Below are 25091 nucleotides of genomic sequence, written 5' to 3'. Positions count from 1 at the left end.
AGCGCGCTGCCTAGATGCAAAGTGTGAACCTCGGCCTGCGTCGCAAGCTGGGGATGCTTTTGTGGGACCCTAAGCAGGAAAAGACATCATGACTTCGACTTCGAAGACGATCGCAGCGTCTGCTGCGACGCTGTTTGCGTCTGCGTTCTTGGTTCTGTCGGCGCCGGCCGCGAAGGCCGACGATTACTGCATTACCAACGGCGCCCAGGCCGCTCATGGCTGCGGCTTTGCGACGATGGAAGCCTGCCGCGCGGCGGCCGGCGGCATCGGCGGCACCTGCTCGCAGGTCGGCGGCGCCAAGACCACCAACGACGCGCTCGCTTTCCAGCCGAAGCAGGCCAAGCAGCCCAAGGCTCGCGCGGGTGCGCAGAACTAACTCGAAGTAACGTCTGAATTCGAGACCAGTTTCCAGACTTCGCGGCCTCCGGGATTCATCCCTGGGGCCGCTATTTTATGACAGCCACGCGACAGCGCGTGTCACCGATACCGGCCGCGAAACTCGCGCGGGGAGGCGCCGGTCCAGGTGCGGAAGGCCCGCGAAAAACTCTTCTCGTTGCGGAAGCCGGCGATCTCCGCGATCCGCTTGATCGGGGTGCGGCCGCGCATCAGCTCCTGTTTCGCCAGTTCGAACTTTGCCTCTTCCTTGAGATCGCGTAGCGAGGTTGCTTCCTCGCGCAGGCGGCGGTGCATGGTGCGGGTCGAGAGTGCCAGCTCGCTTGCGACATCCTCGGCGCCGAGGCTGCGGCCGCGCGCTTGGCGCAGCACGCGGCGGACGCGCTCGACCAGCAGCCGGTCGCGCCGGTAGGGCAGCACGGTCAGCCGCAACGCGCCCTTGAGCATGTTGTCGAGATCGGCGGCGCTGCGCGTGAGCGGCAGCGACAGATAGTGCTTGTCGAAGATGATCGACGCGCGCTCGGCGCCGAAGCGGACGTTGCGGCAGAAGATGGTCGGATAGACCGAGACGTGGCCCGGCTCGGCGTGCGGGAATTCCGCAGCGCGCAGCGCGATCCGGGAGTCCACCGCCCAGCAGGAGAAGCCGAGCACGTAGCGGAGCAGGGTGACGAGGCAGAATTCGCGCAACGGCCCGAGATCACGCCGCTCCCTGATCGAGACGATCGCGGTCTCCTCGCCGACCTCGAGATCGAGCAGCACGTCCTCGGTGAGCAGGCGGTGATGGCGGCACCAGCGCTTGAGCGCCACCTCCAGCGTCGGCGCCGTGATCGAGGCGCGGCAGAGCATGCCGTAGGTGCCGAACGGCAGGCGGCGCGAGAACCAACCGAGCGCCTCGTCGTCGAGCTCGCGCATGGCATGGCCCGCCAGGGCCTCGAACTGGGCGGCGGTGACCCGCCCGTCCGGAGAATTGACAAGGTCTGGCGGTACCTGACCCCGGCTCAGCGCCTCGGCCGGGTCACGTCCGTACCGCGCATAGGCGGCAACCACGCCGCGGACGAAGGCGGCGGGGGTCACGGCACGGCGCGGGATCGCGGTTGCGGCTTGAAAAGGCATCGGAACTCCTCGGAAATCCTCGCCAAGTTTGGCGGAAAATGCAACCTTTTCGACCGCAGAAGGGCCCCGATGCCGCTAGGTTCGGTCGCCAAAATACGGAGGAATCGCCTTGAACATCCCGAGCATCGACTTCGATCTGGGCGAAGACATCGGCATGCTGCGCGACACGCTCCGCGCCTTCGTGGAGGCGGAGATCGCCCCGCGCGCGGCCGAGATCGAGAAGGCCAACCTGTTCCCGGCGGACCTCTGGAAGCGCCTCGGCGACCTCGGCCTGCTCGGCATGACCGCGCCGGAGCAATATGGCGGCTCCAACATGGGCTATCTCGCCCATATCGTCGCCATGGAGGAGATTTCGCGCGGCTCGGCGGCCGTCGGCCTGTCCTACGGCGCCCATTCCAATCTCTGCGTCAACCAGATCCGCCGCAACGGCAATGACGCGCAGCGCCAGCGCTATCTGCCCAAGCTGATCTCCGGCGAATATGTCGGCGCGCTCGCGATGTCCGAGCCCGGCGCCGGCTCCGACGTGGTCTCGATGAAGCTGCGCGCCGACAAGCGCGGCGACCGCTACGTGCTGAACGGCTCCAAGATGTGGATCACCAATGGCGGCGATGCCGACGTGCTGGTGGTCTACGCCAAGACCGATCCGGAAGCCGGCCCGCGCGGCATGACCGCATTCCTCATCGAGAAGGGATTCAAGGGCTTCACCCACGGCCAGCACCTCGACAAGCTCGGTATGCGCGGCTCCAACACCTATCCGCTGTTCTTCGACGAATGCGAGGTGCCGGCGGAGAACGTGATGGGCAAGGTGGGTGAGGGCGTCAAGGTGCTGATGTCCGGCCTCGACTATGAGCGCGCGGTGCTGTCGGGCGGCCCGCTCGGCATCATGGCGGCCTGCATGGACGCGGTGGTGCCCTACATGCACGAGCGCAAGCAGTTCGGCCAGCCGATCGGCGATTTCCAGCTGATGCAGGGCAAGCTCGCCGACATGTATGCGACCTGGCAGTCGGCGCGCGCCTATGTCTACGCGGTCGGGCGCGCCTGCGACCGCGCCGATCACGCCCGCAGCTTACGCAAGGATGCGGCGGCCGCGATCCTCTATTCCGCTGAGAAGGCGACGTGGATGGCCGGCGAGGCGATCCAGGCGCTCGGCGGCGTCGGCTACACCAGTGAATTTCCCGTGGGCCGGCTCTGGCGCGACGCCAAGCTGTACGAGATCGGCGCCGGCACGTCGGAAGTCCGCCGCATGCTGATCGGCCGCGAGCTGATGGCCGAGACGGCCTAGCGACACGACGCAATTGGAATTGCCGCGGAACTGGGCCAACCTGTCCGCGGCCTCCCCAGACATCACCAGCCACGCGGGACTTACATGCCGCTCCATTCCAGCATCGATCCGTCCTCTTCCGACTTCGCGCGCAATTCCGAATCCATGCGCGCCCTCGTCGCCGATCTGCGCGAAAAGCTCAGCCAGGTCGCCGGCGGCGGCGGTGAAGCCTCGCGCAACCGTCACACCTCGCGCGGCAAGATGCTGGCGCGTGAACGCGTCGACCTGCTGGTCGATCCCGGCACCTCGTTCCTGGAGCTGTCGCCGCTGGCGGCCTACGGCCTCTATGGCGGCGATGTGCATTCGGCGAGCGTCGTCACGGGGATCGGGCGCATCTCGGGGCGCGAATGCGTGATCGTCGCCAACGACGCCACCATCAAGGGCGGCACCTACTATCCGATGACAGTGAAGAAGCATCTGCGCGCACAGGACATCGCGCGGCAGAACAATCTTCCTTGCGTCTACATGGTGGATTCCGGCGGCGCCTTCCTGCCGCTGCAGGACGAGATCTTTCCGGACGAGCGCCATTTCGGCCGCATCTTCTACAACCAGGCGCAGATGTCCTCAGCTGGCATCCCCCAGATCGCGGTCGTGATGGGCTCCTGCACTGCGGGCGGGGCCTATGTGCCGGCGATGTCGGACGAGAGCATCATCGTGCGCAATCAGGGCACCATCTTTCTCGGCGGCCCGCCGCTGGTGAAGGCCGCGACCGGCGAGGTCGTGACCGCGGAGGAGCTCGGCGGCGCCGACGTGCATTCGCGCCAGTCAGGCGTCACCGATCATTACGCCCAGAACGATGCCCATGCGATCGGGATTGCCCGCCGCATCGTCGGCACGCTGAAGCCGTCGGTGCGGCCGAACCTCAACATGCACCCGCCGCGCGACCCGCTGTTCGCGGCGGAGGAGATTTACGGCGTGGTGCCGGTCGATGGGCGCAAGCCGTTCGACGTGCGCGACATCATCGCCCGCGTCGTGGATGGCTCCGAGTTCGACGAGTTCAAGAAGCTCTACGGCACCACGCTGGTGTGCGGCTTCGCCCACATCTGGGGCTTTCCGGTCGGCATCATCGCCAACAATGGCATCCTGTTCAGCGAGAGCTCGCTGAAGGGTGCGCATTTCATCGAGCTGTGCTGCCAGCGCGGCATTCCGCTGGTGTTCCTGCAGAACATCACCGGCTTCATGGTCGGCAAGAAATACGAGGCCGGCGGCATCGCGCGCGACGGCGCCAAGCTCGTGACGGCGGTTGCGACCGCCTCGGTGCCGAAGTTCACCGTGGTGATCGGCGGCTCCTACGGCGCCGGCAATTACGGCATGTGCGGCCGCGCCTACTCGCCGCGCTTCCTCTGGATGTGGCCGAACGCGCGCATCTCGGTGATGGGCGGCGAGCAGGCCTCGATGGTGCTGAGCCAGGTCCGCCGCGACAATATCGAGGCCAAGGGCGATAGCTGGTCGAAGGAGGAGGAGGACAAGTTCCGCAAGCCGATCCGCGACCAATATGAGAGCCAGGGGCATCCGTATTACGCGACTGCGCGACTCTGGGACGACGGTGTGATCGACCCCGCCGACACCCGCCTCGTGCTCGGGCTCGGCCTCTCGGCGGCGTCGAATGCGCCGATCGAACCCACGAAATTCGGCCTGTTCAGGATGTGATGCGATGGACCGCTCAAAGCTCTACCGCCGTTTTCGCACGCTCCTGATCGCCAACCGCGGCGAGATCGCCTGCCGCGTCATCCGCACCGCCCGCGCCATGGGCCTGCGCACCGTCGCGGTCTATTCCGAGGCTGACAGCGACGCGATGCACGTCGCGCTCGCGGATGAAGCGGTGCTGCTTGGGCCGGCGCGCGCCCGCGACAGCTATCTCAATGTCGAGCGGCTGATCGAGGCGGCCAGGAAGACCGGCGCCGAGGCCGTTCATCCCGGCTACGGCTTCCTGTCGGAGAATGCCGAGTTCGCGCAGGCGTGCTTCGATGCGGGCCTCGTCTTCGTCGGCCCGACCGCCGAGATGATGACGGCGATGGGCTCGAAATCAGGCTCGAAGGCGCTGATGGAGAAGGCCGGCGTACCGCTCGTGCCCGGCTATCACGGCGATGCGCAGGATGATGCGACGCTGGCGAAGGCGGCCGAGAAGGTCGGTTTCCCGATTCTGGTGAAGGCGTCGGCCGGCGGCGGCGGCCGTGGCATGCGCATCGTGCGGTCGGCGGCCGAGCTTGGGCCCGCGATCGTCAGCGCCAAGCGCGAGGCCAAGGCCGCGTTCGGCGATGACCGCATGCTGATCGAAAAATACGTCGACAACCCCCGGCATATCGAGGTGCAGATCATCGGCGACAGCCACGGCAATCTGCTGTCGCTGTTCGAGCGCGAATGCACCTTGCAGCGCCGCCACCAGAAGGTGATCGAGGAGGCGCCGTCGCCGACGCTCAACGCGGCCCAGCGCGAGACGGTCTGCGCGGCTGCGCGAAAGGCGGCGGGCGCGGTGAACTATGTCGGCGCCGGCACCATCGAGTTCGTCTCCGACGGCAAGGACGTGTTCTTCATCGAGATGAACACGCGCCTCCAGGTCGAGCATCCCGTGACCGAGCTGATCACCGGCGTCGACCTCGTCGAATGGCAGTTGCGCGTCGCCTTCGGCGAGGCGCTGCCGCTGAAGCAGGACGAGATCAAGCTCAACGGCCACGCCGTCGAGGCGCGCGTCTATGCCGAGAACCCGACCAAGAATTTCATGCCGTCGGTCGGCAGGATCTCGACCTGGCGGCTGCCGGCCGAGACCGGAGGCCTGCGCATCGATGGCGGCTACCGCGAAGGCGATACCGTCTCGCCGTATTACGACGCCATGCTTGCCAAGATGATTGCGTGGGCCCCGACGCGGGATGTCGCGATCGAGCGGCTGAACCGGGGGCTGGAAGAGTCCGACGTCCGCGGCATCGTCACCAACATCCCGTTCCTGTCGGCGCTGATGACGCATCCGAAGGTGCGGACCAATGCGATCGACACCGGCTTCATCGAGCGCGAGCTGGCGGTGCTGACATCGGCATCGCCGGCGCCCGGCGAGCTCGAGCTCTGTGCTGCGGTGGCCGCGATCGTCAATGACGAGCGGCAGGCCGCGCAAGGGGCTGCGCATTCGCCCTGGCAGACCTTCGGCTGGCAGCCGGTCGGCCGCCGTCAGCGCAGCTTCGCCTTCCGCGTCGGCCATGGTCCGGAGCAGAAGATCGCGCTGAACTATGGCAGCGGGCCGTCCACGCTGGTGATTGGCGAGCGCGAGCTGGCGTTCACGGCTGTGCCGAAGGATGGCGGCTTCGACCTGACGCTGGACGGTGTCAAATCGTCCGTCGCCGCCGTGATCGCCGGCCATGAGCTTTACTTGCGCACGCGCAACGGCCGCTTCGACCTGCACTGGGTCGATCCGTTCGGCGGCGAGACCGAGGAGCAGACCGGCGCGGACAAGATCGCGGCCCCCTTGCCTGGCACGGTCGTCGCCGTGCTGGCCGAGGAGGGCGCCAAGCTCGACAAGGGCGCGCCGATCCTCACGCTGGAGGTGATGAAGATGGAGCAGACGCTGCGGGCGCCCTATGCCGGCGTGCTGAAGTCGATCAAGTGCAAGGTCGGCGACATCGTGCAGGAAGGCATCGAGCTCGCCGTGGTCGAACCGTCGGGAGAATGAGATGAGCGATCCCGTCCGCATCATCGAAATGGGACCGCGCGACGGTCTCCAGAACGAGAAGACGCCCGTCAGCGTCGAGGCCCGCATCGCCTTCATCGAGGCGCTGGTCGCGGCCGGCCTCGATACGGTCGAGGTCGGCGCGTTCGTCTCGCCCAAGGCGATCCCGCAAATGGCGAGCTCCGATGCCGTGCTGCGCGGCGTCAGCCACGTCAAGGGCGCCGAATTCCACGTGCTGGTGCCGAACGAGAAGGGCTATGACGCCGCCCGCGCCGCCGGCGCCAAGGTGGTCTCGGTGTTCGCGGCAGCCTCGGAAGGCTTTTCGCGCGCCAACATCAATTGCACGGTCGCGGAGTCCATCGAGCGGTTCAAGCCGGTTCTCGTGCGCGCCAAGGCCGACGGCGTGCCGGTGCGCGGTTATATTTCCTGCGTGCTGGGCTGCCCGTTCGACGGCGAGATCAAGCCGAAGGCGGTCGCTGATCTCGCCAATACGCTGTGGGAGCTCGGCTGCTACGAGATCTCGCTCGGCGACACCATCGGCGTCGGTACGCCGGCAAAGGCCAAGGACATGTTGCGTGCGGTCAGCGCCAACATCCCGCCCGCAAAACTCGCGATGCATTTCCACGACACTTACGGACAGGCGCTCGCCAATCTCTATGCCGGCCTGGAGGAGGGTGTCCGCGTCATCGATGCTGCCGCCGGCGGCCTCGGCGGCTGCCCCTACGCGCCGGGCGCGACCGGCAATGTCGCGACCGAGGATGTGGTCTACATGCTCGAAGGCATGGGCGTCAGGACCGGCGTCGATATGGAGAAGCTGCTGGTGGCGACCAATGCGATGAGCGGCGTGCTGGGCAAGCCGCCGGTGAGCCGCGTGGCCTCCGCGCTGAACGCGAAGAGGAAGCGGGCGGTTTCATAGTTTTCCGTCATTGCGAGCGGCTTGTCCGCCATAGCTCGAAGAGCGACGGCGGAAGCGAAGCAATCCAGGGTCTTTCCGTAGAGACAGTCTGGATTGCTTCGTCGCTGCGCTCCTCGCAATGACGGCTGGGCTAGCTCTCGTAGGGGGCAAAGGCGCGAAGCGCCGTGCCCACCATCTCTCGCGATCACTGGCAGAAAGTGGGCACGCTGCGTTTTGCCCCCTACGAGGCCTGTTGTCAGGCCGCCTTCAGGCCGACATCCGGCAGGCGCGGCCGGTTCTTCAGCGCCTTGACCATCATGGCCTCGACCTCGGCCTTCTCCTGCGGCAGCAGGGCAAGGCGCGGCGGGCGCGTCAGCGCGGTGCCGCGGCCCATGATGTGCTCGCACAGCTTGATGCATTGGACGAGGTCCGGGCGTGCGTCGAGGTGCAGCAGCGGCATGAACCATTCGTAGAGCGGCATCGCCTCGGCCAGGCGGCCGGCCTTGGCCAGACGAAACAGCGTCTCGCCCTCGCGCGGGAAGGCGTTCGACATGCCGGAGACCCAACCGACGGCGCCCATCGCAACGCTCTCGACGATGACGTCGTCGAGGCCCGCGAACAGCACGAAGCGGTCGCCGACCATGTTGCGGGTATCGATGAAGCGCCGCGTGTCGCCGGAGGAGTCCTTGAAGCAGACCACGGTCTCGACATCGGCCAGCGAGGCCAGGATGTCGGGGGTGACGTCGTTCTTGTAGATCGGCGGATTGTTGTAGAGCATCACCGGCAGGTCGGTCGCGCTGGCGACGGCGCGGAAATGCGCGGCGGTCTCGTGCGGCTTGGACGAATAGACCAGCGCCGGCATCACCATCACGCCGTCGATGCCGACGCGCGCGGCTTCCTTGGCCGTCTCGACCGCGAAGGCCGTGGTGAATTCGGCGATGCCGCACAATACAGGAACGCGGCCGGCGGCGACGGACTTCGCCGTCTCCATGATCGCGACCTTCTCCTTGCGCTCCAGCGAGGTGTTCTCGCCGACCGAGCCGCAGACGATCAGGCCGGAGACGCCGTCGCGGATCAATCCGTCCATCACCTTCGCGGTCGCGTCGATGTCGAGCGAGAGATCGTCGTGGAATTGCGTAGTGACGGCCGGGAAGACGCCTTCCCAGGAAACGCGGCGGCTCATGGTTTTTCTCCAGATGGAAACGCCGGCGGGGGGCTGGGGCCGCCGGCTGTTGTGAAGGGAATGGCGAATCGGATCAGAGCGTGGCGCCGACCTTGCGCAACTCGGCGAGAACGGGTGCCTTGGGCAGCCAGATCTTGTCGAACTCGGCGATGACGGCCTCGGTATCGCCGGTCGGGACCTGGCGGATCGGGATCGGCGCGTTCTTGAAATTCTCGATCAGCGCCGGCTCGTTGCCGGCGAGCTCGTCGATCTGCGCGTCGAGCGTCGCCTTCACCGTCTTGGCGATCAGCTCGCGGTCGGCGGCCGCGAGCGACTGCCAGACGCGGCCGGAGACAACCGCTGCCATCGGCATGAAGACGGCATTCATCTGCAGGATCACCTTGGAGACCTTGTCGAAGCGCTGGTTCCAGGAGAATTCGAGATCGGCCTCGAGGCCGTCGACCTGGCCGTTGGCCATCGCGTCGAACACCTGCGGCGTCGGGATCGGCGTTGGCGCTGCGCCAAGCGAGGAATAGAAGTCGCGATACACCGGCGTCGGGTTGATGCGCAGCTTCATGCCCTTGATGTCGGCGAGCGAATTCAGGTCCTTCGCGGAAAACACCGCGCGCATGCCGGTGATGCCCCAGCCGAGGCCGATCGTGCCGGTCTCCTGCGGCAGCACCTCGAACAGTTTCACCGCCGCCGGATGCCGCACGAATTTCGCCACCGCCGGCGTCGAGCGCACGATGTAGGGCGCGTTGATCGCGGCGATGTGCGGCACGCGCGAGCCGAGCTCGGCGGCCTGGATGAAGCCCATGTCGAGCGCGCCGGACTGCAATTGCTGCATCATCGCGGGCTCGTTGCCGAGCTGGCCGGAGTGGAACACGGTCAGGGTCAGGCGGCCGTTGGTCGCGGCCTTGAGGTCGTCGCCGAATTTGAGCGCGGCCTTGTTCCAGGAATGGCCGTTCGGCGTGATCAGGCCGAGGCGGAATTCCTTGGCCTGGGCAAGCGCCAGCGACGGCGCGAACACCGATGCGGCGGCACTGGCGGCGAGAAAGCGGCGGCGTGAAAGCGGCATGGTCGGGCTTCCTTTTGAACGGGCCTATTTGATGAGGATCAGCGAGAGCGAGGGATAGAGCGAGAGCAGCACCAGCAGGACGCAGGAGATGACGAAGAACGGCAGCGTCACCATGAACATCTTGCCCGGCTTGGCGCCGGTGACGGCGGCCGCGACGAAGAAGCAGAGGCCGACGGGCGGCGACAGCAGGCCGAGCACGAGGTTGATCACCACGACGACGCCGAAATGCCGGGGATCGATGTGGTAGACGTCGGCCGCGACCGGCAGCAGGATCGGCACGGTCATGATCAGGCCGGGAATGCCGTCGATCACGGTGCCGATGATCAGCAGGATGACGTTGCAGATCAGCATGAAGCTGATCGGGTCCTTGGCGGCGGACTGGATCCAGCCGGCGGTCTCCTGCGGCACCTTGCCGAAGATCAGCACCCAGGAGAACACCGCCGCGGCCGCCACCAGGAACAGCACGATCGCCGAATAGATCGCACTACGCAGCATCATCTGCGGCAACTGGGAGAACTCGAATTCCTTCGTCCAGTATTTTCCGACGAGAGCGGCGGCGACCGCGCCGACCGCGGCGGACTCCGTCGCGTTGGCGAGGCCGCTCAAAATGGTGCCGACGATGACGATCGGGATCAGCAGCGTCGGCGACGTCCGCAGGATCGTCATCAGGCGCTGGCGCGGCGTCTGATAGTCGGCGCGGGGATAGTTGTAGATGTATCCCATCAGCGCGATGACGAGGCAGAACATCACGGTGAGGATGACGCCGGGCACGATGCCGGCGATCAGCATGTCGCTGACCGAGACCTGCGCGAGCACGCTATAGACCACGAACATCACCGAGGGCGGGATGATCGGGCCGAGCATGCCGCCATAGGCGGTCAGGCCCGCGGCAAAGGTCTTGTCGTAGCCCTTCTTCTCCATCTCCGGCACCATGATCTGGGCCATGATCGCGACCTGCGCGGTCGCCGATCCCAGGATCGAGGAGATGAACATATTGGCGAGGATGTTGACGTAGGCGAGCCCGCCCTTGAGCGAGCCGACGAACGCCATCGCCATGTCGACGATGCGCCGCGTGATGCCGCCGCCGTTCATGATCTCGCCGATCAGGATGAACAGCGGGATGGCGATCAGGCCGTAGCTGTCGACGCCGCCGAACAGTTGCAGCGGATAGGACTGGAACAGCACCGGGTTGCCGGATACCGCGATGTAGACGAGACCGGCGAGGCACAGGCAGAGGCCGATCGGCACGCCGACCAGCATGATCGCGACGAAGGCAGCCGACGTAACCATCAGTTGACCCCGTCGAGTTCGGAGAGCTCGAAGCCTTTCGGGGGCGTGCGCGGCACCAGCCCGAGATCTTCCAGCAGATTGGCGAGACCGTGGATGGTCATCGACACCGCGAAGATCGGCAGCGTCAGATAGAGCACCCAGGTCGGCCAGTTCAGCGTCTGGGTGTGCTCGGTATAGAGGAAGTTGAAGGTCTCGGCGGCAAGCTTGCGCCCGTCGAAGCCGGCGCGGGCGAGCCCGACCGGATCCATCCAGAGCACGCAGGTGATGATCAGCGCGACGCCGAACACCACGACGAGGCCGGTCGAGATCACCTTGGCGATCTTCTGGTGCTGCGCCGACAGACGTTCGGTCAGCATCGTGACCGCGAAGTCGAGCCGCAGCCGCGTCATCGCGGAGGCGCCGACGAAGGTCAGCCAGACCACGCAATAGACCGCGGATTCATCGATCCAGTAGATCGGGAAGCGCGCGTAGCGGGTGACGACGTTCACCAGGATCAGGGCGGTCAGCAGGTACATCAGGCCCATCAGTGCGACGCGCTCGACGGCGAGGAGGGCGCTGGAGGCGCGGATGACCATGCGTCGGACGCTGAATGCGCGCGTGGCCGGCATCGTCTGCTCGATCATGAAAGAGGCCCCACACCGCGAAAATTGTCGTGCTATCGGCAAATGTATAATTTATACATTTGGGGTGTCAAACGGGAATTGCGGTCATTTCAGCGGCAACGCGCGCGTTTGCTGGGCACTCTGGTTTGTGGGGCAGGCGGCTTTTGTCGGGGCCCTCAACATGCAAGAGAGAGACCGCTGCGGCCGGACGAGTCGGGAAGGACAACAGAAGGTCAGATGAAACAGCCTCTGAAGCATCGCACCCTGTCGGCTGCGATCGTCGACCAGCTCCGCCAGGCGATCCTCGACGGCACCTATCCGGCCGGCTCGCAGCTACGCCAGGACGCGCTCGGCGAGGCCTATGGCGTCAGCCGCATTCCGGTGCGCGAGGCGCTGTTCCAGCTCGAAGCCGAGGGGCTGGTGCGCATCGTTCCGCAGAAGGGCGCCATCGTCTCCGAGCTGTCGCTGGATGAGATCAACGACGTGTTCGATTTGCGCGGCATCCTCGAGCCGCGGCTGTTGGCGCAGTCGGCGCCGCGTTTCACATCCGAGGATTTCGACGGGCTCGACGACATCCACAAGAGTTTTGAGAAGGCGATCAAGGCGCGCAATGTCAGCGACTGGGGGCAGCTCAATGCCGACTTCCACATGGCGCTCTACGTCCACGCCCCGCAGCCGCGCACCCGCGCGATCGTGCTCTCGCTGCTCCAGACCAGCGATCGCTATACGCGCCTGCAGCTCTCCAACACCAAGGCGATGGGGACGGCGGAGAAAGAGCACGCCCATCTGATCGCGCTCTGCCGCGCAGAAAAAGTCGAGGAGGCCTGCCGGTTTCTGGAACGGCACATCGAGGCCGTGCGCACGGATCTGTTGCAGGTGGTGGCCGGCAGCGCGATTGCGCCGAAGTCACGGCGAAAGAAGTGAGTGGCAATCGCGGGGTGGGTCAGATAACCCGCCCTGGTGCTGTCGAGGGCGCCGTCGCACGCGGCCTCACCACGCGTATCGCGCGGTGCCCTTGCCGGCGTAGCTGCGGGTGACGTCGGAGAACTGGCCCTCGAAGGTGGCCGCGAGCGACAGACCGCTTGCGAGCTTCACCTCCGCCGACGCGGTGGTCAGCGCCGCGTCATGGGCTTGCGCGGCGCCGTTGACGACGAAGCTCGAGCCGGGCAATGCTTGGAAGGTCGCGGCGATGTTGCGATCGGCGTTGAAATCGTGGGCCCAAGCGGCGCGTCCCCGCAGCGTGACGATCGCATCGTTGAGCGCGAACGACTTGTCGGTGCGCAGGCCGAGCTCGCTGCGGGTGTCGGTGACAGCCTTCGAAGCGTAGCTCAGGGCGAAGGTGTTGTTGCCGGTGATCGCCTGCTCCGTATAGGCGGGCAGATCGAACGTGGTGAACTGCGCAGCCGCATAGGGCGTGATGCCGACGCCGCCGATCCATGGCGCAACGAAGCGGTAGCCGCCTTCGAGGCGGCCGGAATACGCATTCGCATTGAAGCGGGCCTGCAGATGATCGGCCCCGGCGATGGTGACGGTGCGGTCGGTGGTGATGTCCTGCCAGCCATAGGCCAGCGCGCCGGTGATATAGGCCGGGCCAATATTGTGCCGCACGAAAGCGCCGGCCTGGAACAGGTCGGAGCGGCCGGTGCCGCCGTTCGCCACCGAGAAGTTGGTGCCGCCGCCGGCGAGCGCAAAGCCGGCCACGGTGTACGGCGAGAACCAGTAGTCGGCGCCGACCGCGGCGCCGGCAATGCGGCTGGTGGTGGTGTTGGAGCCGAGCGGCCCGTTGCCGTCGGTGGTTTGCGTGCCGCCGAAACCCGAAGCCCACACGCTCCAGCGCGGCTCATACGCCTGCGCCAGCGGCGCCTTGCGATAGATGGCGGCGTAAGCCTCGCGCTCGGCGCCCGAGCGCTTGCGGCCGCCCGAAGCATAGCCGAGCGCATCGCTGTCGTCAGCCGCATAGCCGGTCGCTCCACCGGGCGATGCACCGGCATTGCCGCGCCCGGCCACGAACGGATCGGTCAGCACGCCCAAGAACAGGTTCATCGCATCGAAGGTGGTCTGCTGCGCGCCGGTGGCGGTCTCGCCCGAGGCCTGCGTCAGCGCGTTGAGCAGGGGATTGCCCGACAGCGCGAACAAGGCATTGAAGCCGGCCGGCATGGTGCCGCCGCCGGCCAGCGCAGTGTCGATTCCGGCTGCGACGTTTTTCTGATTGATGGTGGCGTAACCGGGCAGCGACGGCGACAGCAGGCCGGCGTCGAGCGTCAGCAGCACTTCGTTGCCGACATAGCTCAGCCGCGCGTTGCGGGCGAAATTGTTGGCGGTGAGGAAGTCCGCACCGGAGAAGGTGCCATTCACGGTGCCCGCGGTCAGGATGGTATAGGTCGTCGTCGCCGACACCCGCGTCAGCGGGTCCACCACCACCTTGCCGTTAACGCTGGCTGTGCCCGTGACGATAGTCTTGTCGGAGGTCGCGCCGGACACCTGCACCAGATAGGTCGACGCCGCGGTCATGGTCAGGCTCGACGTCGTCAGCGTGCCGATCGAATTCCCCGGCGCCAGCGTGCCGCCGTTGATGGCGACCGCGCCGGCGATGCCGTTGCCGCCGAGCGTGCCGCCGGCGTTCACCGTGAGGAGGCTTGCTGCGGAGATATCGCCGTTGACCGCGAGCGTGCCACCGTTGACGTTGACAGCGCCGGCATAGGTGCTGGTGCCGGTCAGCGTCCACACCGAGCTGTCGATCTTGTTGAAGGTACCAAAGCCCTGATACTGCGCGGCGGCGCCGAGTTGCGAGACGTCGAAGCTTGCCGTCCCCGTGCCGCCGAGCTGGAAGGTGTCGCTGCCGCCGCCGAGCACGAGGCCCGAGATGACCGAGCCCGCAGCCAGCGTTAGCGTGTTGCCGGTGCCGGTGAACTGGATCGCATTGGTGCCGCCGCTGATCGTGCCGGCGTTGAACACCGACGAGCCGCCGGCGCCGCCGGTAGCAAAAATTCCGTTCACCCCGCCGCTGATGCTGCCACCGGCATTGTTGGTCACCGTCGCGTAGGTTGAAGCAAGAATGCCGTAAAGGCCGGTGCCGATGATGCTGCCGGAATTGGTGACGGTGGAGGACCCGTTGATCGACCAGGTCCCGGTCCCGCCGCTGCTGATGGAGGCTCCGGCGTTGTTGGTGACGGTCAGATTGGTCTTGGCGACCACGCCGTTGATCACAGTCCCCGTGATGCTGCCGGAATTGGTGATGTTGACGGCCCCGGTGCTGGCAAGAACTCCGTACAGGTGGCCGGTGATGCTGCCCCCCGCATTATTGATCACCGTCGCGTCGGTGTTGGCGAAAATGCCGTAGTTGATCGCGCCGGTGATGCTGCCGGAATTGGTGACGTTGGCAGAGCCGGTGGTGGCATAAGCGCCGGAGTCGCCGCCGGTGATGCTGGCGCCGATAGTATTGGTCACCGCCACACTTTGAGCGGAAATGCCGAAGCCGCTGCCGGAGATGGTGCCGGAGTTGGTGAGACCTACAGAGCCGCTGTTCGCAAGAATTCCGAATTTCCCGCCGCGGATGATGCCGCCTGCGTTGTTGACCACCGTTGCGCCGTCCTCGGCACTGATCGCGGCACTGACGCCGGACGGCGCCAGAGAGGTGATGCTGCCGGAATTGGTGATATCGGCGGTGGCGAGGGTACGAATTCCGTACTGTCCGCCCGCGATGCTGCCCCCAGCGTTGTTGACCACCGTCGCATTGGTGGCGGCGTAAATTCCGGAGGTCCCCGTACCGGTGATGCTGCCGGAATTGGTCACGTTGGCCGACCCGGTGCTGGCGAAAACGCCGGTACTGCCGCCGGTGATGCTGGCACCGGCATTGTTGGTCACCTTCGCGTCGGTGCCCGCGCCGATGCCGAAAGTGGTCGTGCCGATGATGCTGCCGGAATTGGTGATGTCGGCGGCGGCATTGGCGGCAACTCCGTCCAGGCCACCCGTGATGCTGGCGCTGGCGTTGTTGGTCACCGTCACGTTGGTGCCGGCCCTGATACCGTAGACGGTGGTGCCGACGATGCTGCCGGAATTCGTGACGTTGGCTGAGCCGGTGTCGACGACAACTCCTGAACTGGCGCCGGTGATGCTGGCGCCGACGTTGTTGGTCACCTTCGCACCGGCGTCAGCATCAACGCCGTAACTGCCCGTGCCGATGATGCTGCCGGAATTGGTGACATCGGCAGTGCCGGCAGCCCAAACGCCCGTTGCGCCCCCCTTGATGCTGGCGCCGACGTTGTTGATCACCGTCGCGTTGGTGCCAGCACTAACGCCGTAACTGCCCGTGCCGGTAATGCTGCCGGAATTGGTGACCGTCCCGGTTCCGATCGCGATGCCGAACTTGATGCCGGTGCCCGTGACGCTGGCGCCGCTGCCGACATTGACGGTGATTCCGGTCTCGGTGCCGGCGCCGTAGCCTGCGGTCCCGGTAATCGTGCCCGGCGGGAGGCCGCCCTGGTCGATGGTGGTGCCGGTACAGGTCGCCGTCACGCCATTGGCGGCCGCCGGCGTACAATCTGCGTGGGCCGCTGAGACCATCGCAATCAGGATGAAAAGTCCAGCGGACGCCGATCCAACCGCTCGCCGCCGCAGCAACCTCAAGCTTAACAGCATGCCCGCCCACCTGCTCTGCAGCGCCCGGTTTTGTTCGCAATACGCCGGTTCACGCTGTCGTCGATATCAGGGTGTGCCCGCCATGTGCCGTCGCGCAGGGGCCCGGATAGCTGTGGATAGCAGGATTCTTATACGCCTTGTGCACAAGAAAGGGAGTTTTGCCTAGCTGATGGGCGAACTGCGCCTTGAGGTTGTATTTTTCGGATGGCTGTTGCAAGGAATCAACAGTGAAGGGTTCATCGCGGGGTCCTATACGGCATGTGCCGTATAGGATTGGACCAGAAGGGAAGGGCGCATTCAGACGTCAAGGCAACGGCCGAGAGATACACCTCCTCCCGTCACCTGCTCCCGTCCGGCCCCATCACCAGGTCAGGCAGCCCGGTCGAGATCTCCGGCACCAGGCACAGCAGCAGCACCGCGAGCATCATCAGCAGCACGAAGGGCAGGGTGCCCCAGATCACCTCGCGCAGGGGAATATCAGGCGCGACGTTGCGGATGACGAAGATGTTGAGGCCGACCGGCGGATGGATCAGGCCCATCTCCATCACGATGGTCATGACCACGCCGAACCAGATGATGTCGAAATTGGCGGCGCGCAAGGGCGGTAGGATGATCGGCGCCGTCATCAGGATGATCGAGACCGGCGGCAGGAAGAAGCCGAGTACGACGACCATGACGAGGATCGCGAACAGCAGCTCCCAGCGCGGCAGATGCATCGCGACGATGGATTCGGCGACCGATTGCGAGATGTGCAGATAGCTCATCACGTAGGAATAGAGCAGCGACATGCCGATGATCATCATCAGCATGGTCGATTCCCGGATCGTCGACTTCATGATCGGGGCGAGGTCGCTCGGCCGCCACACGCTGTAGATCGCGGCGATCAGCGCCAGCGCGAGCAGGCCGCCGAGGCCGGCGGTTTCCGACGGCGTGGCATAGCCGCCGTAGAGTGCGATCATGACGCCGGTCAGCAGCAGCACGAAGGGGATCACGCGCGGCAGCACGCTGAAGCGTTCGGCAAGCGTGTACTCGTCGCGCTGCAGGATCGGAGCCTCCGGGCCGCCTTTCTTGAAGATGGCTTCGGCGGCGGCATATTCTTGGCGGAAGCGGATCACGGCATAGGCGCCGAACAGCGAGACCAGCAGCAGGCCGGGGCCGATGCCGGCGAGGAACAAGCGCCCGAGCGACTTTTCGGCCGCGACCGCGAACAGGATCATGGTGATCGAGGGCGGCAGCAAAATGCCGAGCGTGCCGCCGGCGGCGATGATGCCGGCGGCAAAACCGCCGGAATAGCCGCGCTTGCGCATCTCGGGGATGCCGGCCGAGCCGATCGCCGAGCAGGTCGCTGGGCTCGAGCCCGCCATCGCCGCGAACAGCGCGCAGGCGAACACGTTGGCAACGCCGAGGCCGCCGGGCACGCGATGCAGCCAGGCATGCAGCGCCGAATAGAGATCCTGGCCGGCGCGTGACTTGCCGATCGCGGCGCCCTTCAGGATGAAGAGCGGGATCGACAGCAGCGTGATCGAGGCCATTTCCTCGTAGACGTTCTGCGTCACCGTATCGAGCGAGGCCGCGGGCATGTAGATGCCCATGAACACCACCGCGACCGCGCCGAGCGCGAACGCGATCGGCATGCCCGAGAACATGATGACCAGCGTCGCGATGCCGTAGGCGAGGCCGATACCGAAGACGCTCATGGACGCCTGGCTCCTGCGAAAGGCAGCGCAAGCTGCACGAGAATCTGGACGCAGAGCAGGCTCATGCCGAGCGCCATCAACGAATAGGGAATGGCGAGCGGCGGCGACCACATCGAGTTCGAGACCTGGCCGTCGACATAGGCTTCATGCGCCAGCGTCCAGGACTTCCAGGTGAAGAAGGCGCAGAACAGGAAGGTGGCGACATCGACCAGCCAGAGCCGGACCTTGTTGGCGAGCGGCGAGAGCAGGCCGACGAAGGCCTCGATGCCGATATGGCCGCGGTTCTGCTGCACGTAGGCTGCCGTCATGAAGGTCGCGCCGACCAGCAGGAACACGGCGGCCTCGTCCTGCCAGTAATTGGCGGCCTTGAACAAGGCGCGGCTGAGCACGCTGTAGCTCAGGATGGCGCAGGCGGCGATCAGTGCGATCGCGGCGAGCACGACGATGATGCTGTTGAGGACGGCAAGACCGCGATCGAGCGCCGCCGCAAGGCCTGTCCTTGCGGCAGCGGTCGCCTGGTCGTCACGATCCGGAAGCGGACCGTGGCTCATGCCGCGACGTCGGAGGCGAGCTTGAGCAGGTTTGCGGCAGTCGCGGTCTTGGCGCCGTAATCCTTCCACGCGGTGTCACGGGCGATGTCGCGCCACTTGCCGACGGTGGCGGCATCGAGCACCGAGATTTTTGCGCCGGCCTTCTCGTAGACCTTGGCGACCTCGACGTCGTCGTCCTGCGCGCCCTTGCGGCCGAAAGCCTCGAGCTCGGTACCCACGGTGAGCAGGACGTCCTGCTGGTTCTTCGGCAGCTTGTCGAAGATCGCCTTCGACATCATCAGCGGCTCGAGCATGAACCAGTAGGAGGCGCCGGCGCCCGAGGTCAGCGACTTCGCGACCTCTTCGAGACGGAACGAGATCAGGCTGGTCGAGGAGGTGATGCCGGCATCGCAGGCGCCGGTCTGCATCGCCGCGTAGATTTCGTTCGACGGCACCGACAACACCGAGGCGCCGGCGGTCTGCAGCACCATGTCCATTTCGCGCGAGCCGCCGCGCACCTTCATGCCCTTGGCGTCTTCAGGCGCGACGATGGGCTTGGAGCGGCTGGCGACGCCGCCGGCCTGCCAGACCCAGGTGAGCAGGATGATGCCCTTGTCGGCGAGGAAGTCGGTCAGCGCCTTGCCGACCGGCTCCTTCTTCCAGCGCATGCCCTGGTCGTAGGTGGTGACGAGGCCGGGCATCAGGCCGATGTTCGTCTCCGGCAATTCGCCGCCGGCGTAGGGCATCGGATAGAGCGAGATGTCGAGCGCGCCCTTGCGCATCGCGGAGAACTGCGCGTTGGTTTTGATCAGCGAGGAGTTCGGATAGATCTCGGCGGCGATGTCGCCGTTGCTGCGCTTGGCAACTTCGGCGGCGAACATGCGACAGAGCCGGTCGCGGAAATCGCCCTTGTCGATGGTGCCGCCCGGGAATTGGTGCGAGATCTTCAGCGTGGTCGCGGCATGCGCGGTCCCGGTGCCGAAGCGGAGAATGGCGGGTGCGGCGACGGCGGTCGCGATTAGATGACGGCGCGTGATCATGGCGTGATCCCCTTGAACGTTTCTTCGAACGGTTCTTGTTTGCTGTGATTGGGTCAGGTCTTGAGACCGGGGCGTAGGCCCATCCTAGCCGGTCTTTCAAGTGGAGTTCTCTCATCTGATAGTTCGAGACGGAATGCCGCGGCAAGTGCCGGTCGTGCTGCGCTGCACACTTGCCGTTCCCCGTCCTCCGAATGGAGGTCGCATGCCAAAGTTGTGATTGCGGCGAATGCGTGGACGGCGCCGGCTCGCAGAAATTTATCGGCGGCGGCGTAACAACGCCGGCGATTGATCCGTCGAGATCAAATAGCGGCGTCCGTCGCTGACAAGCTCAATCTCGAAGGGAAGATGATCCATGACCATTCGTACCCGCATCGCGCTCGGCGTCTCGGCCGCCGTTGTCTCGCTTGGCCTCGCGTTCGCGCCGGCTGCTTTCGCCCAGGACAAGATGGGCAAGGACGACGGCATGATGAAGAAGGACACGATGTCCAAAGACGGCATGAAGAAGGATGCCATGTCCAAGGACGACGGCATGAAGAAGGATCACATGTCGAAGGACGGGATGAAGAAAGACGACGGGATGATGAAGAAGAACTGACCTTCCGTCGCCGGAGCGCGCGACTGCGCGCACAAAAGTGCGGGGGCGGTCACATGGACCGCCCCTGATATCATCTCAGTTCAAATTCAATTGAACGTGACGTCGAGCACTACTTGCGCTTGGCCTTGCGGGCCGCGTAGCGGGCGTCGCGCTTTGCCTTCTGCTCGGCCTCGAGCTCAGCCTGCCTCGCGATCGCTTCTTCGGCCTCACGGGCGATCCGCGCGGCTTCGGCGGCTGCGGCCTCTTCCGCGAGACGCTTCTGCTCGGCCTTCTCAGCCTCGCGCGTGGCCTTTGCCTCGGCACGCTTGGCCGCGAGGGCCTCGCGCTCGGCGCGACGTGCCGCGACCGCGGGATCGTCGTGCCCCGGCTGCGACTTGAATTTGTTCAAAAGATTTTTGCGGGCGTCCTGTGCCGCCTTCTGCCGGTCTGCGTACCCGGGTTCCCTGAATCCACTCATCGAACGAGCCTTGTCATCCTCGCTTTCAATCCTACATGACTGCCTGTTGGTACGTCGGCTGGGCATAGCAGGCGCCACGCGACGCAGAAGCGTGTACATCGGCGCGCGTCGCGAAGCCACCCATAATCGCAGCCGATCAGGTAGACGAAAAATCGCCCCCAACGATCTCTCGTAGCCCGGAAAAACTGCCGAATTGTGATGTCCCTCATAAGGGGCGCCCCAAGGCGACGCCTAGCGTTCGCCCGGATACGAGACGGAGCACGGGCATGACTATCTCCAGATTGAGCCTGAAGGCGCTCGCGTTCACCCTCGCCGTGGCAGCCGTGGCCGGCGCTGCGTTGCTGTTTGCCCGCCCGCAGCCGGTTGATAGTGCCGTCCTGGGCGCGGATTGGGAGTGCACCCAGACCGCGTTCGTGCTGACGACCTGCGCCCTCCGGGCCCGCGAGGCGCTTCCGGCGGTCGAGACCTCGCGCAAGGATGCAATTCGCCAGACCAGGGGTTGAACGATCCGCTGCCTCGGGGATGTGACGCCACGCCGCAGAGGTGTTAAAGCGCACCGCGCCCCTGTGATCGGTCAGCCATGTCGAATTCCGAGTCCAAGCCCGACTCCAAGCCCCAGTCGACGCCCGAACCCGGCGCCAAGCCCAGATCCCCGCCAAAACCGCAATCCAGCGACAACCGGCGTGGCGCGATTGCCGGTCTGATCATCGCGATTCTGATCCTCGGTGTCGGCTGGTTGCTCGCCCGCGACCTCACCGCGGCCAGCAAGATGCAGGACTGCGTGATGTCGGGGCGGCGCAATTGCAACGTGATCGAGCCGGCCCGCTAGAAGCGCTCCAGCGTGCCCCTGTGCAGCCCGCTGGAGCCGAAAAATTGCCGTGATCTTAATCATTTGTAACGGGACTTAGCCGATCAAGCAGGTCAGTTATGTCAGCCGGCATCACCCCGGAGCGAGACGAATCGTCTATCGCACCAGGACCACGGCAATCGAGAAAGTAGGGGGTTAAGCACGCATGAGTGCGTCCAGCCGCATGAAGATCATCATTCCCGTGGTTTCGGCCATGTCATTGCTCGCGTTTTCGGCGCACGCGCAGGACGCCGCACGGCCGCCGAGAGATGCCGGCCCGCCGCAGGCCGCGCCGGGCGCAGGCGCGCCGCCGCAGAACATGCGCAAGGGCCCGCCGCCCCAGCAGGCGGCCCGGCCTGCGCCGCAGCCCGGCGGCGGCCAGCCTCATGCCGGTCCCGGTCCGCACAATGCCGGCGGCCCGCCGCCCGGCCGTTACCACGCCCACGGCCCCGCGCCAGCGCGCGACTGGGGCGGACATGCCTATCGCGGCAATGTCGCCTGGGATGGCGGGCGCTGGCGCCACGAGGTCCATAACGGCCGTTCCGGCTGGTGGTGGGACGTCGGCGGCGTCTGGTATTATTATCCGCAGCGGATGGCCGGCCCCCCAGGCTACATCTCCGAGGAGTATTACGACGACGTGCCGGTGGCCTATGCCCCGCCGCCGGTCGCCTACGAACCGCCGCCACCTCCGCCGCCGCCGGCTGATCCCGGCGCAAGCGCACTTGGTGGCGCCATCGTCGGCGGCGTGCTCGGCGGCTTGATCTCGGGCAATGCCTCAGGCGCGGCCGCGGGTGCGGTGATCGGCGGCGCGACCGGTGCGATCGCCGGCGCCACGGCGGCTTCGCGCCCCGGCTACTATCTGGCCCAGGGCAATTGCTACTACCGCTATCCGAGCGGCCAGTATGTCCAGGCCGATCCGCGCGCGTGCTACTAAGCCGCGAGGCAGGATTTGGGACGACAGGATCTGAAACGAAGAGGCGGGTGCAAGCCCGCCTCTTTTGCGTTGCGGCGGGCCGCTTAATCGTTTGCTTCGCGCCTCAGGCGACGAGCCAGTTGAAGAACGCCATCGCGGCCCAGACCAGGCCCGCGATCCAGGCCAGCATCACCACGGCGATCGCCGCGAGAACGGTGATGCCAAACGGGTCGGACCTGCTTGGTTGCCTCGGGACGCGCGCTTCGGCTGCTGCTGCTTTTTGTGTCATGACAGGCCACCCATGCCCTCTCGCGGCGATGCGAGCGGTTGGGAATGCTGTTTAGCGGAGGCGCGGTGGATCGGCTGTGACGCACTTCACAGATGCGCCTGAATGAAAAACGGCCCGGCGCAGGCGGCCCTGCAGATGTCTGGAAACAGATGCACGCTCCGTCCTTGCGTCGCGATCCGTATTAACCGAAATCGGCCCGCAAACGCTGTGCCCGAGCGAGGTCGAAACAACCCCGCATTCGTACGGACGAAATTGCCATCTGCTTGTCGAGATCGAAGGGCTAGTGTCGGTCTCATGTGTACCAAGTACGACCCACAGCATGAGGCCGAGGCGGCAATGAAGCGCGCCGCGGCATCCGAAGGCCCCGACCGGCAGCGACTTATCCAGCTGGCGTTGGCCTGGCATCAGCTCGCCCGCGATCGGCGCGAGGAGCAGTCGGACTGATCGCATTCAACCGGAAAACGGGCGCGGCAACAGGCGGCAAGAAAAAGCCCCGTGCTCGCGGGACAAGCACGGGGCCCTTCGAAGCCGACCGGGGCTGGTGGGTCGGCACCACTTGATTTCAAATCGTCCAATGCAACGGTCGTGACGTTCCACGATGCTCTCGCATCTTCGTCGCGCCACGCTTCGCGCGTTGCACGTCAGCCGATGCGGTTCTGGCAGAGGAACATCCGATCCGCGCCGACGTTGGCCGCCTATGACAGACCTCGAACTCCGCGCGCAGTCTTTCGAAATCGCCTGGAAATATCTCGAACGATCCGGCCTGCTCACGGGTGAGCGCAGGGAATCCGCCCGCTTCATCCTGGGCAGGATCGACCGGATGATATTGCGTGGCGAGCGGCGCAGACTCTTGCTGTCGAACGCCGCGATTGATGCGTACCGTTTGCGGCCAGTGCTCGTGACGTTGAATGCGGGAACGATCCGGCCGGGTGAAACGTCGCATTAAGAAATGCGCCGCGCCGATTTTCGCGGTTGCGATTCGTGCTTCGTGAACGAAGCGGAGTCGGATCGTGAACAAAAGAAAGGCCGGCCGGTTGTCGGCCAATTCAGTGCAACGGCTGAATCAATCGATCGCCAGGCATTCTTCCAAATGCGGCTTCTGCTGGCTTTTCCGCGTCCACGCATGAACGGCGAAGGCGAGTTGATGCTGGCTGGTCGCCGCGTCCGCAATGGACGCCCGCGCGATCTCGATGTGCTTTGTGACCACACTGGTGTTCACGACGCCTGCGTCGATGGCCAGGTATGACATTGCGACGAGCGCCACCGCAGATGCGATCGCCATTCTCGTCCACTCGGATCGCTGCATCGAAGTCCTTGCCGGGCGCAATTCGCCCGGCGCTTAGATAGGGCTCGTTTGCGCGGTGCAAAGACCGGGATATGGTTACCCACGCGTTCGTGAAGGGCATTTGATTGGCGGCTCAATGTCCGCCGCGCTGATCGAGTTGGACTGCAAAGAATCTTGCGCGAGTTGGACTCAGCTTGCCGTCGTAACCACCGCTTCGGCCTTGTGGTATTTCGTGCTCTTCGCCGTTCATCGCTCGGAGATCCTGATCTCTGACAATCAGGATCGTAGCGCGTTTCGTGCTGGGCCCAGCCATCGCTGCATTAGGTCAAGTTATCTGACAAACAGCTAGCTCAGGCTGAAGATGTATAAGTTCGCGCCTGCACTAGAAGATTGCAAATAAAGTTGCCCCGCTCGTATAATGCTGCCTCGCTTCTGTCACTAAGTCATTGGGCTGGAGGCGTTTTCATGAGTAAGAATTTCTTGTTCTCAGCTGTTGCAGGCTTTCTTCTGCAGGTACTGATCATACCGCCAGGGGCCCAAGCTCAAGGACTTAGCGAAGCTCAGCTTATCGTTATCGCAAGCACTGCAGAACGCATTTGCGGGGTTGTTAAAGACCAGGGCAGCGCCTCGACAGCCGCAGCGAAAGGTGCCGTCAGCGTTGAACTAAGAGGATTGGCCTCACAAATTCAGACCACCGGCGGGCAAAATAGCGGCAGCATCACCACCGACGAATACGTAGGGGTTGTGCGCGAGCAAGCTGCGCCTCTGATAAGAGATCTCAGCAATTGTAGATTCCAGGTCTTCACGATCCTGGTCAAGAGCATGTCACCAAGCCAAACAAGTCCAACGCCACCTCCGTCGTACAAGCCGCCTCCACCTCAACCGGTATCCCGGGCAGGGCTGTCGTGCCAGACCGACTACATCATCGATTGGCTCGACCAGCACGGGATCTATGGCAACCGACCTTTCGACAGTTCGATCTACGATGATCAGGTCACCTGGACGGTCAACGGGAGGCAGGCCACGAAGACCAAGACCGACATCATCAAGGAAGAAGATGACTTCAGAAAAGTATACCCGATGCAGAGGTATACGCCGACGTCGTCGTCGGCGAGCAGGGTCGGAGACCAATGCGTGCTCACGCAGCAAGTCGACGGCTATAAGAAAAAGGCCAATGGCAGCGTACAGCTCAGCGATTTCAGATTTGTGTTTGGTATAAAGAGCGACGGTAACGGGCCACGCATCGTCGAGCGGCAGACAGACGTGTTGTCGAGTCGCCACTAAGAAAGTC

At 65.0% G+C, this 25091-nt stretch carries 24 protein-coding genes; 12 read left to right on the top strand and 12 right to left on the bottom strand.

Annotated features, from left to right (window positions below; translation table 11 throughout):
- Positions 1-88 precede the first annotated feature (88 nt).
- On the top strand, positions 89-376 hold the full coding sequence (locus tag VGR99_RS18235) for a DUF3551 domain-containing protein (protein ID WP_326900151.1): 288 nt from the start codon (positions 89-91) through the stop codon (positions 374-376).
- A 101-nt stretch (positions 377-477) separates the two neighbouring features.
- Here the strand turns inward: VGR99_RS18235 and VGR99_RS18230 are convergent, their stop codons facing one another.
- Positions 478-1506, bottom strand: coding sequence for an AraC family transcriptional regulator (locus tag VGR99_RS18230; RefSeq protein WP_326900149.1), 1029 nt, complete (start codon positions 1504-1506; stop codon positions 478-480).
- Between the two features lie 109 nt (positions 1507-1615).
- On the opposite strand from VGR99_RS18230, the gene VGR99_RS18225 reads away from it, so the two are divergent.
- The 4 genes from VGR99_RS18225 to VGR99_RS18210 all read left to right on the top strand — a co-directional run bounded on the left by VGR99_RS18225 (position 1616) and on the right by VGR99_RS18210 (position 7398).
- Complete coding sequence (locus VGR99_RS18225) at positions 1616-2788, top strand: isovaleryl-CoA dehydrogenase (RefSeq protein ID WP_326900148.1); 1173 nt, start codon at positions 1616-1618, stop codon at positions 2786-2788.
- A gap of 84 nt (positions 2789-2872) precedes the next feature.
- Positions 2873-4477, top strand: a complete 1605-nt coding sequence (locus VGR99_RS18220; RefSeq protein ID WP_326900146.1) for a carboxyl transferase domain-containing protein — start codon at positions 2873-2875, stop codon at positions 4475-4477.
- A 4-nt stretch (positions 4478-4481) separates the two neighbouring features.
- Entirely contained in the window at positions 4482-6485 is a 2004-nt protein-coding gene (locus tag VGR99_RS18215) for an acetyl/propionyl/methylcrotonyl-CoA carboxylase subunit alpha (RefSeq protein WP_326900144.1), read from the top strand.
- 1 nt (position 6486) lies between these two features.
- Complete coding sequence (locus VGR99_RS18210) at positions 6487-7398, top strand: hydroxymethylglutaryl-CoA lyase (RefSeq protein WP_326900143.1); 912 nt, start codon at positions 6487-6489, stop codon at positions 7396-7398.
- Between the two features lie 235 nt (positions 7399-7633).
- Here VGR99_RS18210 and VGR99_RS18205 read toward each other — a convergent pair whose 3' ends face one another.
- The 4 genes from VGR99_RS18205 to VGR99_RS18190 all read right to left on the bottom strand — a co-directional run bounded on the left by VGR99_RS18205 (position 7634) and on the right by VGR99_RS18190 (position 11515).
- Complete coding sequence (locus tag VGR99_RS18205; RefSeq protein WP_326900141.1) at positions 7634-8560, bottom strand: dihydrodipicolinate synthase family protein; 927 nt, start codon at positions 8558-8560, stop codon at positions 7634-7636.
- 73 nt (positions 8561-8633) lie between these two features.
- On the bottom strand, positions 8634-9617 hold the full coding sequence (locus VGR99_RS18200) for a TRAP transporter substrate-binding protein (RefSeq protein ID WP_326900140.1): 984 nt from the start codon (positions 9615-9617) through the stop codon (positions 8634-8636).
- Positions 9618-9641: 24 nt separating this feature from the next.
- A complete protein-coding gene (locus tag VGR99_RS18195) occupies positions 9642-10907 on the bottom strand; it encodes a TRAP transporter large permease (RefSeq protein WP_326900138.1) in 1266 nt (421 codons plus the stop codon).
- Entirely contained in the window at positions 10907-11515 is a 609-nt protein-coding gene (locus tag VGR99_RS18190) for a TRAP transporter small permease (RefSeq protein ID WP_326900340.1), read from the bottom strand. Before VGR99_RS18190 ends, VGR99_RS18195 begins: the two co-directional genes overlap by 1 nt.
- Positions 11516-11746: 231 nt before the next feature.
- Between VGR99_RS18190 and VGR99_RS18185 the strand changes: the two genes are divergently transcribed.
- Positions 11747-12433: a GntR family transcriptional regulator gene (locus tag VGR99_RS18185; RefSeq protein WP_326900137.1), complete on the top strand. Its 687-nt coding sequence runs from the start codon at positions 11747-11749 to the stop codon at positions 12431-12433.
- Between the two features lie 66 nt (positions 12434-12499).
- Here VGR99_RS18185 and VGR99_RS18180 read toward each other — a convergent pair whose 3' ends face one another.
- The 4 genes from VGR99_RS18180 to dctP all read right to left on the bottom strand — a co-directional run bounded on the left by VGR99_RS18180 (position 12500) and on the right by dctP (position 19414).
- Complete coding sequence (locus tag VGR99_RS18180; protein ID WP_326900136.1) at positions 12500-16024, bottom strand: autotransporter domain-containing protein; 3525 nt, start codon at positions 16022-16024, stop codon at positions 12500-12502.
- Positions 16025-16485: 461 nt separating this feature from the next.
- Positions 16486-17844, bottom strand: a complete 1359-nt coding sequence (locus VGR99_RS18175; RefSeq protein WP_326900134.1) for a TRAP transporter large permease — start codon at positions 17842-17844, stop codon at positions 16486-16488.
- Entirely contained in the window at positions 17841-18395 is a 555-nt protein-coding gene (locus VGR99_RS18170; RefSeq protein ID WP_326900133.1) for a TRAP transporter small permease, read from the bottom strand. The genes VGR99_RS18175 and VGR99_RS18170 overlap by 4 nt, the downstream gene beginning before the upstream one ends.
- Positions 18392-19414: a TRAP transporter substrate-binding protein DctP gene (dctP, locus tag VGR99_RS18165; protein WP_326900131.1), complete on the bottom strand. Its 1023-nt coding sequence runs from the start codon at positions 19412-19414 to the stop codon at positions 18392-18394. Before dctP ends, VGR99_RS18170 begins: the two co-directional genes overlap by 4 nt.
- A 352-nt stretch (positions 19415-19766) precedes the next feature.
- Between dctP and VGR99_RS18160 the strand changes: the two genes are divergently transcribed.
- Positions 19767-20009, top strand: a complete 243-nt coding sequence (locus tag VGR99_RS18160) for a pentapeptide MXKDX repeat protein (protein WP_326900130.1) — start codon at positions 19767-19769, stop codon at positions 20007-20009.
- A gap of 109 nt (positions 20010-20118) precedes the next feature.
- Here the strand turns inward: VGR99_RS18160 and VGR99_RS18155 are convergent, their stop codons facing one another.
- Positions 20119-20466 carry a DUF6481 family protein gene (locus VGR99_RS18155; protein WP_326900339.1) on the bottom strand — a complete coding sequence of 116 codons (348 nt, stop codon included), beginning with the start codon at positions 20464-20466 and terminating at the stop codon, positions 20119-20121.
- Positions 20467-20732: 266 nt separating this feature from the next.
- On the opposite strand from VGR99_RS18155, the gene VGR99_RS18150 reads away from it, so the two are divergent.
- The 3 genes from VGR99_RS18150 (at position 20733) to VGR99_RS18140 (ending at position 22247) form a co-directional block, all read left to right on the top strand.
- A complete protein-coding gene (locus VGR99_RS18150) occupies positions 20733-20969 on the top strand; it encodes a hypothetical protein (RefSeq protein ID WP_326900129.1) in 237 nt (78 codons plus the stop codon).
- Positions 20970-21046: 77 nt separating this feature from the next.
- Positions 21047-21295: a hypothetical protein gene (locus VGR99_RS18145; RefSeq protein ID WP_326900128.1), complete on the top strand. Its 249-nt coding sequence runs from the start codon at positions 21047-21049 to the stop codon at positions 21293-21295.
- Positions 21296-21479: 184 nt separating this feature from the next.
- The gene (locus VGR99_RS18140) at positions 21480-22247 is read left to right on the top strand and encodes a hypothetical protein (protein ID WP_326900127.1); all 768 of its coding nucleotides are present in this window, start codon (positions 21480-21482) and stop codon (positions 22245-22247) included.
- A gap of 103 nt (positions 22248-22350) precedes the next feature.
- On the opposite strand, the gene VGR99_RS18135 is transcribed toward VGR99_RS18140, so the two are convergent.
- Positions 22351-22515 carry a hypothetical protein gene (locus VGR99_RS18135; protein WP_326900126.1) on the bottom strand — a complete coding sequence of 55 codons (165 nt, stop codon included), beginning with the start codon at positions 22513-22515 and terminating at the stop codon, positions 22351-22353.
- 697 nt (positions 22516-23212) lie between these two features.
- Here VGR99_RS18135 and VGR99_RS18130 point away from each other — a divergent pair.
- Positions 23213-23461 (top strand): hypothetical protein, encoded by a 249-nt coding sequence (locus VGR99_RS18130; RefSeq protein WP_326900125.1) that lies wholly within the window; start codon positions 23213-23215, stop codon positions 23459-23461.
- Positions 23462-23578: 117 nt separating this feature from the next.
- Here VGR99_RS18130 and VGR99_RS18125 read toward each other — a convergent pair whose 3' ends face one another.
- A complete protein-coding gene (locus VGR99_RS18125) occupies positions 23579-23797 on the bottom strand; it encodes a hypothetical protein (RefSeq protein ID WP_326900124.1) in 219 nt (72 codons plus the stop codon).
- A 468-nt stretch (positions 23798-24265) separates the two neighbouring features.
- Here VGR99_RS18125 and VGR99_RS18120 point away from each other — a divergent pair, with 468 nt between their 5' ends.
- On the top strand, positions 24266-25084 hold the full coding sequence (locus VGR99_RS18120; RefSeq protein ID WP_326900123.1) for a hypothetical protein: 819 nt from the start codon (positions 24266-24268) through the stop codon (positions 25082-25084).
- The last annotated feature ends 7 nt before the right edge of the window (positions 25085-25091 follow it).

Source organism: Bradyrhizobium sp., from assembly GCF_035935975.1.
Taxonomy (GTDB): domain Bacteria; phylum Pseudomonadota; class Alphaproteobacteria; order Rhizobiales; family Xanthobacteraceae; genus Bradyrhizobium.
The sequence above is the reverse complement of the archived record's forward strand: the minus strand, read 5'-3'. Positions and strand labels throughout refer to the sequence as shown.